Below are 15,969 nucleotides of genomic sequence, written 5' to 3' on the forward strand. Positions count from 1 at the left end.
ACTAGAAATCCTCAATAGCAAAACTGTAGTTTTTATAATCTAATTAAATCTGCCAACTCTTCAAAAACCCATCCTCATATCCATGAATTTTCGCGTCTCCTACCTTGCTTCAATACCATTAATAGTGCTACTACTTGCTGCCTGTTCCAGCACCCCTATTCAGCAGGCTAGTCCTAAAGAGACTATCGTAAACCAGTCTGAGGATGTTGCGACAGAAGCCCGTTTTAGCCAAAACCTTAATGAGCTAATTACTCAAATTGCCCAAACCCAGGGAATCCCACAGACAACTCTTGCATCAGGCTTCCTAGATACCAAAACGATCCCCTCCATTCGTAAATTGGTGCTACCCCCATCAGGCAGCTTTAAAAAGAATTGGGTGGCCTATCGCAAGCGCTTTATTGAGCCAGTTCGTCTGAAGGCTGGTAAGGCTTTTTGGGAGCAAAACCAAGCATTCCTCAGTAAAGTTGAGCAAGAATCGGGAGTTCCAGCTGAAGTCATTGTCTCCATTATTGGTATTGAAACCATCTATGGCCGTCAAACCGGCAATTTTCGAGTCAAGGATGTACTTTCTACCTTAGCTTTCAGCTATCCCGATACCCCCAATAAAGCGAGCAGAGAACAACTCTTTAAAGACCAACTTCAAGAACTTGTCCTTATGTGCTGGACTGAGAGCGGTGGCAGCTTGCCAGCCAATAATAGTAATCAAGGCTTGAGTACATCTCGCTTTAATAATTGCCTTAATCAAAATAGCTCTTATGCAGGTGCCATTGGCTTGCCACAATTTATGCCTGGCAGCATCCGTAACTTTGCAGTGGATGGCGATGGTGATGGTCACATTGACCTTAAGCAAAGCCCTAAAGATGCTATCGCTAGTGTGGGTAATTTCATGAAAAAACATAGTTGGCAGCCTGGTATGCCGATTTACTTCCCAGTACAGGAAGCGGCGATCAGCGAAGCAAGAGCCCTAGCTGATGGTGAGCCTCAACTCAAATACACCGTTCAAGAACTCATCACAAAAGGCATCCTCACCAATGAGCAAGGTGACCTTCAGTCTGGTGGCGTTGAACCACAAAGTAAGGCTCTCATTGTTGATCTTCCTTATCCCGATAAAGATGGTAACGATCAAGTACGCTATGTCGTTGGCTTAAATAACCTTCTAACGATTGTGCAATACAACCGCAGTTACTTTTACGCACAAAGTGTTGCAGAGTTTGCAGAAGCCCTAGGCTACAAGAACCAAAGCGTAGTACCGGTCAGCACACCTAAGGCAAAGCCCGAAACAAAAGCGAGCGAATCAGCCAAATCTAAACCTAAGAAAACTGCCAATAAGAAAAAGCCAAAGCAGACTTAATGTTGAAGTTTGATTGTCTTATGCTGGAAAAACCCCAGTAGATAAATAGCGATCACCACGATCGCAAACGATAAAGACAATCGTGGCGTTTTCAACCTGGCGAGCGATTCGCAAGGCAACCACTAAAGCACCGCCAGCAGAAATGCCGCAGAAGATGCCCTCTTGGGCCGCAAGGCGACGCGCCATTTCTTCAGCATCTGCTTGGCTTACATACTCTATGCGATCAACCCTATCGCCTTGGTAAATCTTAGGCAGGTACTCTGGAGCCCATTTACGAATACCTGGAATCTGCGAACCCTCTTCCGGTTGAGCGCCAATAATCTGAATATTGGGGTTCATGGCTTTAAGGTAAGTAGAGACTCCGGTAATGGTTCCAGTAGTACCCATCGATGAGACAAAGTGTGTCACCTGGCCATCGGTATCGCGCCAGATTTCTGGGCCAGTCGTCTCGATGTGAGCGCGTGGATTATCTGGGTTTGCAAATTGATCCAATAATCTGCCACGACCTTCCTTCTGCAATTGTGATGAATAGTCACGAGCAAATTCCATGCCACCAGAAGCTGCTGTCAGAATAAGTTCTGCTCCATAGGCCGCCATACTTTGTCGACGTTCAATGCTTTGGTTTTCAGGCATTACCAAGACCATCTTGTAGCCCAACATTGCGGCAGTCATTGCCAAAGCAATGCCAGTGTTACCGCTGGTAGCTTCAATCAGGGTGTCGCCAGGTTTAATTTCTCCACGCTCTTGTGCGCGCAGGATCATCGACAGCGCAGGTCGGTCTTTTACCGACCCCGCTGGATTATTACCCTCTAACTTTCCTAAGATCAGATTATTTTTGGAATCGTTTTCAGCGCCCGGAATACGTTGCAAACGAACCAGGGGCGTATTGCCCACGGTCTGTGAAATAGTTAAGTAAGAGGGTGTGTTCATGAAACCATTTTAGCCATAAGCTAGGCTAGGCGTAAAAGGGTTTAATTTCGGCGACTTGGTTCCGCACGATCCGAATGATGGCGCGCACCACTTTGACCGCGTGAGCCACGTCTGCTAGCCTTGGAGCCCTCTTTATTGGTGCGGCCATGCGGTTCACGAAAAGAACTTGGCGCCTCAATAGTTAAGCCGTTATCCACCATCTTTTCTACGGATTTCATACCGATACCACGAACCCGTTTTTGGAGGTCATTGGCATCCTGAAAATGCCCACCATCTAAACGCTCAGCAATGATTGTTTTTGCCTTAGATGGCCCAATTCCTTTGATACTTTCTAATTCAGACTGGGTTGCAGTATTGACATTGATTGGTGAGGCGGCAGCTAAACCTGAGACAGCTACAAACACTGAAAATACTAAAGACTTTAATAATTGATTCATTTAATCTCCATAGGTTAATAAAAAATCCACCAACACAAAGTGCAAGTGGATTAGTTACAACGAATAAAGATTCAGTCGGTTGACTGCTTTTGGCTTCCTAGAGAGGGCTTGCCAAAAAATCTGCATTGGCTGATAGCCAGGCAATATAACGACTGACACCCTGCTCTACATTGAGGAAGGGCTCTGAGTAGCCAGCAGCACGCAGCTTAGTTAAATCTGCTTGCGTGAAGCACTGGTACTTACCTTTAAGCGCATCTGGGAATGGGATGTACTCAATCGCTTTTTCTTTAACCAACTCTTCTAGGCTCGCAGGATTGGCATTATCAATTTTACGCATGGCATTGGCTACCGCATGAGCCACATCATTAAATGGTTGCGCGCGGCCACTACCAAGATTGAAGATCCCGCTAATTTCTGGATGATCCAAGAAGTGCAAATTCACTTTCACTACGTCTTCTACTGATACAAAGTCGCGGCTTTGTTCCCCTGCGCCATAGCCTCCATACTCACCAAACAGCTTAACTTTGCCGTTGGCTTTGTACTGGTGATACTGGTGGAATGCCACTGAAGCCATACGACCTTTGTGTGATTCACGTGGTCCATAGACATTGAAGTAGCGGAAACCAACCACTTGTGCAGTGTTGGCTTTTTCAGCAAAGCGCTTGCGCATCACTTGATCGAATAGGAACTTGGAGTAGCCATAGATGTTCAACGGCTTCTCATGCTCACGACTCTCTACAAACACATCAGAACCACCATAGGTTGCTGCTGAAGAGGCATAGAGTAATTGCACTTTTTGCTCTGTGCAGATATCGAGTAAATCCATGGTGTAACGGAAATTATTTGCCATCATGAAGATGCCATCCGTCTCCATCGTATCGGAGCAAGCGCCTTCATGAAAGACTGCTCTCACCTTACCAAAGCGACCACTTCTAAATGCTTCCAGAAACTCGTCTTTATCGAGGTAATCAATGATGTCTAGATCTGCTAGATTGCGATATTTATCGGCCGGGCGTAAATCATCGACCGCAATAATATTTTTCTCGCCACGGGCATTGAGCGCCTGAACAATATTGGCACCAATAAACCCAGCTGCGCCGGTCACGATAATCGTCATTGTAATTCCTCAGAAGTAACAGTGGCAGTACCCAACTTACCAACCACAATACCACCAGCTCGATTAGCCAAAGCCATCGCTCTTTCTAGTGGCCAGCCAGCTGCTAATGCGACTGCTAGTGTACCGATAACGGTATCGCCCGCACCTGATACATCAAACACTTCGCGTGCCTGCGCTTTCACATGACTCACACCAGCATCGGTAAACAAACTCATACCCTCTTCGGAGCGAGTGAGAAGAAGCGCCTCGAGGTTTAATGACTTTCTGAGATCTTGGGCTCTCTTGGTGAGATCCTCTTCACTAGTCCATTGGCCAACTACTTGACGCAATTCACTACGATTTGGAGTGAGTACAGTAGCGCCACGATATTTAGCGTAGTCGTCACCCTTAGGGTCAACCAAAATTGTCTTCTTCTGAGCACGAGCCTGCTCAATCATCAAAGTTACTTGACCTAATGCACCCTTGCCGTAGTCAGACAAAATCACGACATCAGCATCACCAACCAGCTTCTCATAGCGCTCGAGTTTGTGAGCCAAAGCTGCCTCACTTGGAGCCTCTTCGAAATCCAAACGAATCAGTTGCTGCTGTCTTGCAATGACGCGCAACTTCACAGTGGTCGGCACTTTGCTATCAATCTCTAATTGGCTATTCACACCACTGGATTTTAGGAGATCTGTAACGCGTCTCCCTGCCTCATCATCACCAATCACACCCAAAATCGTGGTCACAGCACCAAGAGCGGCTACGTTACGAGCTACGTTAGCAGCGCCACCTAAGCGCTCATCGATCTTGCCTACCTGAACAACTGGTACTGGCGCCTCAGGAGAGATCCGATTCGTATCACCAAACCAGTAGCGATCAAGCATGACATCACCCACTACCAATAAGCGGGCTTTAGAAAATTGTTCTCGGTTAGCTTTTTCCACGATGTAACTAATCTCTCTAATCTATCTAATGGATTCTTTTGTACTGCTAGTTAATTATGACGACCAATACCCTGATACTCAAAGCCTAATTCTTGCATAGCTTGGGGCTCGTACAGGTTACGTCCGTCAAAGATGATGGGGTTCTTCAGATTGGCTTTGAGAAGGTCAAAATCAGGGCTACGGAAGGCTTTCCACTCGGTCACGATTACCAAGGCATCTGCGCCTTGGGTTGCTGCCATGGGGTCATCCACCAAAGTCACTTGTTTGAGACCATCTGGATTACCTTTGAAGTCCACCTCTAGACAATGTTTAGTTTCCGGCATCGCTACTGGGTCATGGGCCACCACTTGGGCGCCCCGCTTAACCAGCTCCTGGATGATGACCCGACTAGGTGCCTCGCGCATATCGTCAGTATTCGGTTTAAATGCCAAGCCCCACATAGCAAACTTCTTGCCAGCTAAATTCTTACCAAAGCGTTTTTCAATCTTCTCTACGAGGATGTACTTTTGAGCTTCGTTCACCGCTTCGACAGCATCTAAGATCTTCAGATCACGTCCATGCTCAATAGCAGTTTTAGATAGAGCTGAAACATCCTTCGGAAAGCAAGAGCCGCCATAGCCAGTACCGGAGTATAAAAAGCCATAACCAATGCGAGAGTCTGAACCAATACCTTGGCGTACTGCTTCAATATCAGCGCCGACTAAGTCAGCCAGATTGGCTAACTCGTTCATAAAAGAGATGCGGGTTGCTAACATGGCATTGGCTGCGTATTTGGTGAGCTCAGCACTCTTCACATCCATGTAATAGGTACGCTCGTGATGGCGATTAAATGGGGCGTAGAGTTTGCGCATTTGCTCTTTAGCGCGCAGACCTGCTGGAGTATTTTGTGTGCCGATCACAATGCGATCTGGCCGCATAAAGTCCTCCACTGCCGCACCTTCTTTGAGGAACTCCGGGTTGGAAACTACTGAACAAAGCTCTGGTGAGAGACCTCTTTTATTGAGCTCTTCGGTAATCGCTGCGGAAACCTTATCTGCCGTACCTACTGGCACAGTAGATTTATCGACGATCACCTTAGGACTTGTCATATGAAGTCCAATGTTGCGGGCAGCTGCTACAACGTATTGCAAATCAGCTGAACCATCTTCATCGGGAGGGGTACCTACCGCAATAAATTGAATGTCGCCGTGATCGACAGAGGCTGCAATATCAGTAGAGAACTGCAGGCGACCAGCAGCGCGATTGCGCTCAATCATCTCTTTTAAACCTGGCTCATAAATCGGTACGCCACCAGAATTAAGAATCTCAATCTTCTTGGAATCTACGTCTACACAAAAGACATTATTGCCCTGCTCAGCTAAGCAAGCGCCGGTAACAAGACCTACGTAACCGCTGCCGATGATGGTGACTTTCAAGATATCTCCAAGTAATTCAGTATTAGATTAGTAATTGCAGCTCAGCTTACATTGAGGGGCCGCTGGGAACAGCGCCCTCACTGCGTCTTGGGGAGTATGCCTCCCAATGATTACAACCCGGACACTGCCAGTAAAAACGTCTTGCACGGAAACCACAGTTACCACAGGTATAGCGAGCCAAACTGGTTGTACGCTGCTTCAATAAACTCAATGTTGCCTGTAAATCAGACACTCGCTCTGGTGTACCGTTACTTTCAGCCAAAACCAAGCGAGTCTCTGCTAATTTCGAGAGTGCACTCAAACTGGGTGAATGCTGCATTACCTCAACTAGCATCACCTCAGCAGCTTGAGCCCCACGAATTTGGGTCATATGCTTTTGCACAATGTCCAGTAACTCACCAGAGGCTTGGGTTTTAAGCAGCTCACACAGCGCACTCAAGCCTGAATCTGCTTTATCAAGCGATGTGTGCGCAGCCATCCAGCGATCTGCAAGCAAATGCATATAAGCAGGATGAGTCTTTGCAATTAAAGCCCATACCTCGATTGCCTGAGCTGGGCGGTCCATAGCTATCAAATAATCACCCTGCAGAATGAGTGCACGGGCGTGATGCGGAACCGCTTGTAATGCCAACTGAACAGACTGCTCCACCGCTGGTAAATCTTTGCGACGCAATGCTTCTTGACCAAGCTCACAATGAAACTGTGCAATCTCGGTGTGATGTGACTTTCCTTGCAGGGCCTCGAGCTCGCTTGCAGCAATGATGGCTTTTTTCCAGTCTCGCTCAATTTGATACATCTCGAGCAGGCTCTCTTTTGCGGGCGCCGCAAACTTGCCTTGGCCCACGCGATTTAATGATGCTTCGGCGCGGTCTAATAGACCAGCACGTAGAAAATCACGACCTAGTTCATAGGCGGCATGATCTCGATCACGTGGCTTTAAGTCATCTCGATTGGCCAGGTGCTGGTGAATTCGAATCGCCCGCTCAGTTTCGCCACGGCGACGGAATAAATTACCTAAAGCAAAGTGAAGATCGATTGTTTCAGGATCAAGCTGAGCGATCTTGACTAAGGTTTCAATTGCCTGATCAGGCTGCTCATTTAACAAGAGACTCAAGCCTTTAAAGGTTGAACGCTGCTGACGCATGCGCTCACGCTCATCCATACGATTTTCAAGGCGCAGATCCCAGCGACTAGCCAACCAACCAATGCCAAACATGACTGGTATTAATAACAGCCAGGAGGTTGCGATCTGAATCATGCTGTACAGAATTTAAATAAAAAAATGGTCCGAATGGACCACTGGATATGCGCTATGGGACTAGGCACCAGAACCCTCTTTAGGGCTCACCTGCTTCAGAGGCTTGTAATCAACACGCTCACGTAATTCTTTACCTGGCTTGAAATGGGGCACCCGTTTTTCTGGGATCAATACCTTCTCACCAGATTTTGGGTTACGACCAGTGCGCGCAGGACGGTGATGCAAAACAAAGCTACCCACACCGCGTAACTCAATTCGCTTGCCTTCGGCCAAAGCGTGAGTCATGGTGTCTAGCAATGTTTTTACTGCCAACTCCACATCTCTTGGTAGTAGCTGGGGAAACTGTTCCGCCAAGCTCTCCACGAGTTCGGAGCGAGTAATTGCTTGTTGCTCTTGATCTGACATATCTATCAATAAAAAAACCGCCGCTCCCCAGTGGAAAGCGGCGATATTGATTTAGCCTTGATTGTCCATTTTTGCTTTTAACAAAGCGCCCAAATTGGTTGTACCGGACTGCGCATCACCTTGGAGCTTGCTCATAGCATCTTGTTGGTCAGAGCTGTCTTTAGCTTTGATTGAAAGATTGATTACTCGTGACTTACGATCAATATTAATGATCATTGCAGTTACGCTATCGCCTTCTTTCAATACATTGCGTGCATCTTCAACGCGATCTGTTGAGATCTCAGAAGCACGTAAGTAAGCTTCAACTTCATCAGCCAAGTGAATAGTTGCACCCTTAGCATCAACAGCTTTCACAGTACCAGTTACAAGGCTACCCTTGTCGCTTACGGATGTGTAGTTATTGAATGGGTCACCAGACAATTGCTTGATGCCGAGAGAGATGCGCTCTTTCTCAACATCAATGGCCAATACAGTTGCTTCAACTTCATCGCCTTTTTTGTATTTCTTAACAGCTTCTTCGCCAGGCTCATTCCAAGAAATGTCTGAGAGGTGAACCAAACCGTCGATACCGCCAGGCAAGCCAATGAACACACCAAAGTCAGTAATAGACTTGATTGCGCCAGTCAACTTGTCGCCTTTTTGTTGGCCACGTGAGAACTCTTCCCATGGATTTGCTTTGCACTGCTTGATGCCCAAGCTGATACGACGCTTGTCTTCATCAATATCCAGAACCATGACTTCAACTTCAGTTCCTAATGCAGTAGCTTTGCTTGGAGCAACGTTCTTGTTAGTCCAGTCCATTTCAGAAACGTGTACCAAACCTTCGATACCAGATTCGATTTCTACGAACGCGCCGTAATCAGTCAGGTTGGTTACCTTGCCGAATAAACGGGTGTTTGGTGGGTAACGACGAGCGATACCAACCCATGGATCATCACCAAGTTGTTTCACGCCGAGTGAAACGCGGTTCTTTTCTTGATCGAACTTCAAAATCTTTGCGGTAACTTCTTGACCAACAGTCAACATCTCGCTTGGGTGACGCACACGACGCCATGCCAAATCGGTAATGTGCAACAGGCCGTCGATACCACCGAGGTCCACGAACGCGCCGTAGTCAGTAATATTCTTAACGATACCTTGAACAACACTACCTTCTTTGAGGTTAGACATCAACTTCGCGCGCTCTTCACCTTGGCTAGCTTCAACAACCGCACGACGTGACAACACTACGTTGTTACGCTTACGGTCAAGCTTGATAACCTTGAACTCCATCGTCTTACCTTCGTAAGGGCTGGTGTCTTTAATTGGGCGTGTATCAACGAGTGATCCAGGCAAGAATGCGCGGATACCGTTAACCATGACTGTCAAGCCGCCTTTAACCTTACCGGTAACAGTACCAGTAACGATTTCAGCTTGCTCAAGCGCTTTTTCCAAATTCATCCATGATGCCAAGCGTTTCGCTTTATCACGGGAAAGGATAGTATCGCCATAGCCGTTCTCTAGAGCGTCAATAGCAACAGAAACGAAATCGCCAGGAGCTACTTCAATCTCGCCAGCGTCGTTATGGAATTCTTCAACAGGAATAAACGCTTCGGATTTCAATCCAGCGTTAACAACGACGAAGTTATGGTCGATGCGAAGTACTTCAGCCGAAATAACTTGGCCGGTCTTCATATTCGATCGGGTTAATGATTCTTCAAATAGTTCTGCAAATGATTCAGACATTTATATATTCACTTTGTGCCGCCAGAAGGCTTGACGGGTTAGGTTAAAAAAGCCCCAAGAAACACGCTAAATTAGATAATCGCGTTGTAGAGTTCCTTAAGACGCCAAAACAACTTCCACTACTCTTTACTGCCCACCAAAAACTAAGCTGCTTTTGATTGATACCAATCTAAAACCGTCTTAACTGCTTGATCTATCGATAATTCCGATGTTTCTAGCACTTTGGCGCCGTCTGCGACCAACAAAGGTGCGGCACCTCGACTGCTGTCTCTGGCATCGCGCTCTTGTAAATCGTGCAACAAGTCGTCTAGTTTAGCAGAAATTCCCTTAGCTATCAATTGCTTATACCGACGTTCGGCTCTAGCCTCAGCTGTTGCAGTGAGGAAAATCTTCAAAACCGCATCAGGAAATATCACGCTGGCCATATCGCGACCATCGGCAACTAAGCCTGGGGCAAGCCTAAAACCCTGCTGAACAGCCACTAAGGCCTGCCTAACTTCTGGATGTACCGCTATTGCAGAAGCGCGCAACCCAATGCTTTCTGTGCGAATGGCATCAGTCACATCTTCCGAATTGAGCAGAATTTGGCCATTTTTGAACGAAATCACCAGTTTTTTGGCCAAAATACCCAGTTCCGGGCCATTTTCAGGATCAATGGATGCTTTTTGACTCCCCAGAGCGACGAGCCGGTAGAGCGCTCCACTATCCAGATAATGAAAGCCCAGCTTTTCAGCCACCAAGGAGGCAACCGTACCTTTTCCAGAAGCGGTAGGTCCATCAATGGCGATGACTGGAGGCAGATTCATCAAAAAAGACTTTTAGGAAACAATCTTTGCAAATTCAGCAAAGTAAGTGGGGAATGTTTTAGCAACGCAATTAGGGTCATTGATCTTGAGCGCATTGGGGCCAAAAGCAGCCAAAGAGAAACACATAGCCATGCGATGGTCATCATAAGTATCGATGCCCTCTGCAGGAGACTTCCAGTCAGCGGTCGATTGAGGAGCTTGCACCACGATATAGTCAGCACCCTCTTCCACGATGGCACCCACCTTTTTTAGCTCTTTGGCCATCGCTGCGATACGATCAGTTTCTTTTACGCGCCAGCTCGCAATATTATTCAAACGAGTAGGGCCTTCAGCAAACAAAGCTGCAACAGCCAAAGTCATCGCAGCATCCGGAATCTCTGTGCAATCGATTGTGATGCCATTAAGTTTGCCATTGGCATTCTGAACACCAGCAACTTCAATCCAATCCTCGCCCGATGAAATCTTCGCCCCCATGAGGGCTAGCGCATCAGCAAAAGCCACATCACCCTGAATGCTTTGACTACCAACACCTAAAACACGCACTGGTCCATTACCGATTGCACCAAGTGCTAAGAAGTAAGAAGCAGAAGATGCGTCACCCTCAACCGATAAGACGCCAGGGCTTTGATATACCGCCTCAGACGTCTTAGCAGGAATGACAAATGATTGGGCATCAGGGCAAGCCACTTTGACGCCAAAGCGCGCCATCAGCTTGAGCGTGATATCAATATAAGGGCGAGAAATCAACTCACCAATGACCTCAATCTTGACGGGCTCTTTTGCTACCAAAGGCAAGGCCATCAACAAGGCAGTTAGGAATTGGCTAGAGACATCGCCGCGTACCTTCACTACATCTTTAATTTCAATATCAGCAGCAAGAATCTTGATCGGCGGATAACCTTCTTGCAATTCATAGTCAATCTTTGCGCCTACTTGGCGCAGACCATCTACCAGATCTCGAATTGGTCTCTCATGCATACGAGGCACACCAGATAAATGGTAATTACCGCCCTGCATTGCAAGAGCTGCTGTTAGCGGACGAATAGCTGTACCCGCATTACCCATAAAGAGATCTGCATTTTGCACTGGGAACTTGCCGCCACAACCTTCGACCACACAGACTTTGTCGACTTGATCAGCTACCGATAAACCTAGCTGTCGGAGAGCATTACGCATCACCTGAGTATCGTCGGCATCTAGTAAATTTTTGAGAGTTGTTGTGCCTGAAGACAGGGCAGCTAGTAATAAAGCTCGATTAGAAATGCTCTTAGAGCCTGGCAAGACTATCGAGCCCTGTGCTCGCTGGAATGGTCCAATTTTGATATCCGGCAAGCCACTCATCAAAGCCCATCCAAATCTTGGCGTGCTTTGCTAGCCTTGTTGAATAACTTCTCTAAGCCAGCACCATCATTCTCAGCAATCAATTTACGCATATGGGTCACGATGAGTAAATATTGATCAAGCTCTTTGAGAACTGCGGTGCGATTACCCAAACAAATATCACGCCACATCTCTGGACTCGAAGCTGCAATGCGTGTGAAATCTTTAAAGCCTGCGCCCACATGACTGAGCTTTTGATCAGCATCTTCTGAGTTCACAACGCTGGCCATTAATGCATAAGACAGGAGATGCGGTAAATGAGAGACTGCTGCATAGATCGCATCGTGCTGGACACAAGAAATCTTTTTAACAACAGAGCCAACTGACTGCCAAAAGCCTTCGATTAAATCGGTATCTTGCGGAGAGTTTTCTTGCAAGGGGCAAAGAATGGTTTGCTTACCCTCAAATAAATCTGCTTTTGCAGCGCTAGCGCCATGTTGAGCACCGCCTGCAATCGGATGGGCCGGTACAAACTGGCAAGCTTTTTTACCCAAGACTTCTTTAGCAGCCAGTATCACATCGCCCTTAGTGCTGCCCGCATCGGTAATCATTGTTCTGGGTTCGAGATGAGGTTCGATGGTTTCAAAGGCTGCACGCATCTGGGCCACTGGCATGCACAACACCATCACATCAGCTTGCTTAGCCGCTTCAACTAGGTCGACCACAGCATCTATAGCACCCATCTTGAGGGCTTGATCTAAATTTGCGGCGCTACGGCCGACACCCAAAACCTGATTGACCACGCCCGCTTTTTTTAATGCCAAGCCTAAGGAAGCGCCAATGAGACCAACACCAACAATCGCGACGGTACCGTAATTACTAGATGGATTAATGATGGCCATTGGCTTATGAAATTTGTTTAATTAACCTTGAATTACCGCTGCGCCAAAATATCTTTGAGGGCATCAATAAATGCTGCGTTCTCTTCCGGTAAGCCAATAGAAATACGCAACCATTGTGGCAAACCGTAGTTGCCAACTGGGCGAACAATAATGCCACGCTTAAGCAACTCTAAATTAATGCGAGCACCAGCGCCATCATCCTCACCCACCCTCACCAATACAAAGTTGCCAGCTGAAGGAAGGTAAGCTAAGCCAAGCGCATCAAATGCTTGCGTTAGCTGAACTAAACCAGCGCGATTCAATTCAAAACCTTGCTGCAAGAAAGCAGAATCTTGGAACGCTGCGATCGCTGCCGCTTGCGCCAGACTATTGACGTTAAATGGCTGACGGATACGATTTAGCAAATCCGTCAAAGCAGGCTGAGCCACACCATATCCAATTCGTAAACCTGCTAAGCCATATGCTTTAGAAAAGCTACGCGACAAGATCATGTTTGGGAAGCGCTTCACCCAAGCAATCGCATCGTAGCGCTGCTCCGGGGTGAGGTACTCGTTATAAGCTTCATCCAATACAACCACCACATGATCAGGTACAGCCATTAAGAAATCTTCGATCTCTTTGGCAGTTAAGTAGCTACCGGTTGGATTATTTGGGTTAGCCACAAACACCAACTTCGCTTTATCACCTGAGGCTTTAATTGCTTGCAACATAGCAGGTAAATCATGGCCATACATTGCAGTGGCAGCCACTTCAATCGCCTTGGCGCCAACAGCTTGTGTTGCCAATGGATATACCGCAAAGGCATGTTTAGAGAAAATTACCTCATCGCCAGCTTGAGCTACTGCGCGTGCAGCCAACTCCAAAATGTCGTTACTACCATTGCCCAGGGTAATCCAATCCGCTGGAACACCTAAACGTGCTGATAAAACATTCTTTAATTCAAAACCATTGGAATCTGGATAGCGGCCCAAGTCACTCGCAGCCTTAAGCATCGCGTCTTGCGCCGACTTTGGCATGCCTAATGGATTCTCATTAGATGCCAACTTCACAATCTTATTTTCATCAAGACCGTACTCACGCGCAACCTCACTGATAGGTCGCCCGCCGACATAGGGTGCTATCGCATGGATATGCTTTAAACCGATATTAGATTTTGATGTCATGCTGAGTGAGGATATGAGCCGAGGTTTTTATAAAAAGCAGCTGTCGTTTTTAACTCGTCCAAGGCTTTGGCTACTTTTGCATCTTCAGCATGCCCCGCTACATCAATATAGAAGTGGTACTCCCAAGTTCCCTTACGAGCAGGACGAGACTCAAAGCGATTCATGGAAACACCATGCTTAGCCAAGGGCTCTAATAAACGATGTACGGCACCTGGTTGGTTATCCACTGATAGCACTAAAGAAGTTTGATCTTTGCCGGTAGGCTGACACTCGTAAGTACCAACCACCACAAAACGGGTGCGGTTGTGTGGATCATCCTGAATCTGTGCGGCTACTGCCTGCAATCCGTAAGCCTCTTGCGCAGGGTCTCCAGCAATCGCCGCTAAAGTCAGATCATTGGCAGCCATCCGAGCAGCTTCTGCATTACTACTCACTGCCTGGCGCTTTAAGTGGGGAGCATGCAAACTCAACCATTGCTGACATTGCGCCAAAGCCTGAGCGTGAGCACAAACCGTAGTCACGCCATCTAAGCTACCGTTCTTACTTAAAAGATGGTGGCGAATAGGCAGCACTACTTCACCGCTAATCCGCATCGGCGAATCTAGAAGCAAGTCCAAGGTTCTTGAAATCGCACCCTCACTAGAATTTTCTACAGGCACAACACCAAACTGCGCCGCGCCCTTCTCTACTGCCTTGAATACTTCATCCAAACTGTTACAAGGAAGACCGGCAATCGAGTGACCAAAATAGGTTTGTGCTGCTTGCTCTGAAAAGGTTCCTGCTGGTCCAAGATAGGCAATCGTCTGACGCGCTTCTAAAGCACGGCAGGCAGACATGACCTCACGCCAAATTGCCGCAATACCATCAGGCAACAACGGACCCTTGCTGAGCTCCTGTAAACGAGCAACAACTTGACGCTCACGCTCTGGCCTGAACACTGGTGATGAAAACCCACCCTTAATGTGGCCGACCTCTTGAGCAGCTTGTGCACGCTGTGATAACAAATCCAAAATCTGCGCATCCAGTGCGTCAATCTTGTCGCGGATTGGCGCTAGGTGCTGTTCTTCGGTACTCTGGTCTTTGGAGCTCATTAGGCACGCCTTTCAAAGTCACGCATAAATTCCACTAAGGCCTTGACACCCTCTAGCGGCATTGCGTTGTAAATGCTAGCGCGCATACCGCCTGCCGCCTTATGACCGCGCAAGGCAACTAAGCCTGCTGCATTCGATTGCTCCAGAAACTGAGCATTTAAATTTTCATCCTTCAGAAAGAATGTGACATTCATTCTGGAACGATATTCTTTAGCAACGCGGCTCTCATACAAGCTACTCTGATCCAGGAAGCTATAGAGCAAGTCTGCTTTTTCTTGATTGCGTTTCTCAATCACTTTTACACCGCCTTGCTTCATCAACCACTTAAAGCCAAGGCCAGCCATGTAAATGGCAAAGGTAGGTGGCGTGTTCAACATAGAATCAGTTGCTGCTTGTTTAGACCAGTCCCAAATCGATGGTGTAATTTTCATACTGTGCCCCATCAGATCTTTTCGAACGATCACGATCGTTACGCCGGATGGACCAATATTTTTTTGTGCGCCACCAAACCAGACGCCACACTTTGTGACATCGATTTCTCTAGAAAGCATATTGCTAGAAATATCAGCAACCAAGAGCTTGCCATTGACATCAGGCACATCTGGAAACTCTACGCCGCCAATAGTTTCATTCGCACAGTAATGAACGTAAGCAGCATCATCTGACAGCTGCCAACTCGAGCGATTTGGAATCGTGTTGAATTTTTCAGCCGCAGAAGAGGCTGCCAAATGAGCAACACCATACTTGCCCGCTTCTTTATGCGACTTTTCCGACCAAATGCCGGTCACCAAAAAATCTGCCTTGGGGCCATTCTTGGCTAAGGGCATCAGGTTCATGGGGATGGCAGCATTTTGACCTAATCCACCGCCTTGAAGCATCAATATTTCGTAGGAATCCGGAATGCCCATGAGGGTACGCAAATCTTGCAGCACTTCCTCATACAAGGCCATGAACTCTTTGCCCCGATGGCTCACTTCCATGACGCTGGCGCCCAAGCCACGCCAATTCAACATCTCTGCAGCGGCCTGCTTCAATACCTCTTCAGGCAAGGTAGCAGGCCCCGCAGCGAAATTGAAAATGCGGCGGTCAAACGTCATGATGAGTTAATTAACCTTAAGTGGAT

At 47.3% G+C, this 15,969-nt stretch carries 14 protein-coding genes and 1 pseudogene; 1 reads left to right on the top strand and 14 read right to left on the bottom strand.

The features are described from left to right. Positions 1 to 82 precede the first annotated feature (82 nt). Positions 83 to 1,351 carry a lytic murein transglycosylase gene (locus C2747_RS07965; RefSeq protein ID WP_215331067.1) on the top strand — a complete coding sequence of 423 codons (1,269 nt, stop codon included), beginning with the start codon at positions 83 to 85 and terminating at the stop codon, positions 1,349 to 1,351. An 18-nt stretch (positions 1,352 to 1,369) separates the two neighbouring features. On the opposite strand, the gene cysM is transcribed toward C2747_RS07965, so the two are convergent. The 14 genes and pseudogenes from cysM to serC form a co-directional block, all read right to left on the bottom strand. Beyond that, positions 1,370 to 2,281, bottom strand: a complete 912-nt coding sequence (gene cysM / locus C2747_RS07970; protein WP_215331069.1) for a cysteine synthase CysM — start codon at positions 2,279 to 2,281, stop codon at positions 1,370 to 1,372. Positions 2,282 to 2,322: 41 nt separating this feature from the next. After that, on the bottom strand, positions 2,323 to 2,718 hold the full coding sequence (locus C2747_RS07975; RefSeq protein ID WP_215331071.1) for a ComEA family DNA-binding protein: 396 nt from the start codon (positions 2,716 to 2,718) through the stop codon (positions 2,323 to 2,325). A 97-nt stretch (positions 2,719 to 2,815) separates the two neighbouring features. After that, positions 2,816 to 3,835, bottom strand: coding sequence for an ADP-glyceromanno-heptose 6-epimerase (gene rfaD / locus C2747_RS07980; protein ID WP_215331073.1), 1,020 nt, complete (start codon positions 3,833 to 3,835; stop codon positions 2,816 to 2,818). Next, on the bottom strand, positions 3,832 to 4,761 hold the full coding sequence (gene rfaE1, locus C2747_RS07985; RefSeq protein ID WP_215331075.1) for a D-glycero-beta-D-manno-heptose-7-phosphate kinase: 930 nt from the start codon (positions 4,759 to 4,761) through the stop codon (positions 3,832 to 3,834). Before rfaE1 ends, rfaD begins: the two co-directional genes overlap by 4 nt. Before the next feature lie 50 nt (positions 4,762 to 4,811). Beyond that, positions 4,812 to 6,176: a UDP-glucose dehydrogenase family protein gene (locus C2747_RS07990; protein WP_215331077.1), complete on the bottom strand. Its 1,365-nt coding sequence runs from the start codon at positions 6,174 to 6,176 to the stop codon at positions 4,812 to 4,814. A 46-nt stretch (positions 6,177 to 6,222) separates the two neighbouring features. Then, the gene (lapB, locus tag C2747_RS07995) at positions 6,223 to 7,434 is read right to left on the bottom strand and encodes a lipopolysaccharide assembly protein LapB (RefSeq protein ID WP_215331079.1); all 1,212 of its coding nucleotides are present in this window, start codon (positions 7,432 to 7,434) and stop codon (positions 6,223 to 6,225) included. 108 nt (positions 7,435 to 7,542) lie between these two features. Then, a pseudogene (locus C2747_RS08000) lies at positions 7,543 to 7,839 on the bottom strand (integration host factor subunit beta); the annotation flags it as partial. A gap of 51 nt (positions 7,840 to 7,890) precedes the next feature. Next, entirely contained in the window at positions 7,891 to 9,564 is a 1,674-nt protein-coding gene (gene rpsA / locus C2747_RS08005) for a 30S ribosomal protein S1 (RefSeq protein ID WP_215327722.1), read from the bottom strand. Positions 9,565 to 9,707: 143 nt separating this feature from the next. Continuing rightward, positions 9,708 to 10,370: a (d)CMP kinase gene (gene cmk, locus C2747_RS08010; RefSeq protein WP_215331081.1), complete on the bottom strand. Its 663-nt coding sequence runs from the start codon at positions 10,368 to 10,370 to the stop codon at positions 9,708 to 9,710. A gap of 12 nt (positions 10,371 to 10,382) precedes the next feature. Then, a complete protein-coding gene (gene aroA, locus C2747_RS08015) occupies positions 10,383 to 11,702 on the bottom strand; it encodes a 3-phosphoshikimate 1-carboxyvinyltransferase (protein WP_215333135.1) in 1,320 nt (439 codons plus the stop codon). A gap of 8 nt (positions 11,703 to 11,710) precedes the next feature. Further along, on the bottom strand, positions 11,711 to 12,592 hold the full coding sequence (locus C2747_RS08020) for a prephenate dehydrogenase (protein WP_215331083.1): 882 nt from the start codon (positions 12,590 to 12,592) through the stop codon (positions 11,711 to 11,713). A 32-nt stretch (positions 12,593 to 12,624) separates the two neighbouring features. Continuing rightward, positions 12,625 to 13,755, bottom strand: coding sequence for a histidinol-phosphate transaminase (hisC, locus tag C2747_RS08025; protein ID WP_215331085.1), 1,131 nt, complete (start codon positions 13,753 to 13,755; stop codon positions 12,625 to 12,627). Then, positions 13,752 to 14,846 (bottom strand): prephenate dehydratase, encoded by a 1,095-nt coding sequence (gene pheA, locus C2747_RS08030; RefSeq protein WP_215331087.1) that lies wholly within the window; start codon positions 14,844 to 14,846, stop codon positions 13,752 to 13,754. Before pheA ends, hisC begins: the two co-directional genes overlap by 4 nt. Continuing rightward, positions 14,846 to 15,943: a 3-phosphoserine/phosphohydroxythreonine transaminase gene (gene serC, locus C2747_RS08035; protein ID WP_215331089.1), complete on the bottom strand. Its 1,098-nt coding sequence runs from the start codon at positions 15,941 to 15,943 to the stop codon at positions 14,846 to 14,848. Before serC ends, pheA begins: the two co-directional genes overlap by 1 nt. Positions 15,944 to 15,969 lie beyond the last annotated feature (26 nt).

Origin of the sequence: Polynucleobacter corsicus (genome assembly GCF_018688255.1) — a bacterium.
GTDB classification, from domain to species: Bacteria; Pseudomonadota; Gammaproteobacteria; order Burkholderiales; family Burkholderiaceae; genus Polynucleobacter; species Polynucleobacter corsicus.

What these genes read in the sequence shown, in the direction of transcription:
- C2747_RS07965 (WP_215331067.1), top strand. Translation starts at nt 83, where the DNA reads ATGAATTTTCGCGTCTCCTACCTTGCTTCAATACCATTAATAGTGCTA.
- cysM (WP_215331069.1), bottom strand. Translation starts at nt 2,281, where the DNA reads ATGAACACACCCTCTTACTTAACTATTTCACAGACCGTGGGCAATACG.
- C2747_RS07975 (WP_215331071.1), bottom strand. Translation starts at nt 2,718, where the DNA reads ATGAATCAATTATTAAAGTCTTTAGTATTTTCAGTGTTTGTAGCTGTC.
- rfaD (WP_215331073.1), bottom strand. Translation starts at nt 3,835, where the DNA reads ATGACGATTATCGTGACCGGCGCAGCTGGGTTTATTGGTGCCAATATT.
- lapB (WP_215331079.1), bottom strand. Translation starts at nt 7,434, where the DNA reads ATGATTCAGATCGCAACCTCCTGGCTGTTATTAATACCAGTCATGTTT.
- rpsA (WP_215327722.1), bottom strand. Translation starts at nt 9,564, where the DNA reads ATGTCTGAATCATTTGCAGAACTATTTGAAGAATCATTAACCCGATCG.
- cmk (WP_215331081.1), bottom strand. Translation starts at nt 10,370, where the DNA reads ATGAATCTGCCTCCAGTCATCGCCATTGATGGACCTACCGCTTCTGGA.
- C2747_RS08020 (WP_215331083.1), bottom strand. Translation starts at nt 12,592, where the DNA reads ATGGCCATCATTAATCCATCTAGTAATTACGGTACCGTCGCGATTGTT.
- hisC (WP_215331085.1), bottom strand. Translation starts at nt 13,755, where the DNA reads ATGACATCAAAATCTAATATCGGTTTAAAGCATATCCATGCGATAGCA.
- pheA (WP_215331087.1), bottom strand. Translation starts at nt 14,846, where the DNA reads ATGAGCTCCAAAGACCAGAGTACCGAAGAACAGCACCTAGCGCCAATC.
- serC (WP_215331089.1), bottom strand. Translation starts at nt 15,943, where the DNA reads ATGACGTTTGACCGCCGCATTTTCAATTTCGCTGCGGGGCCTGCTACC.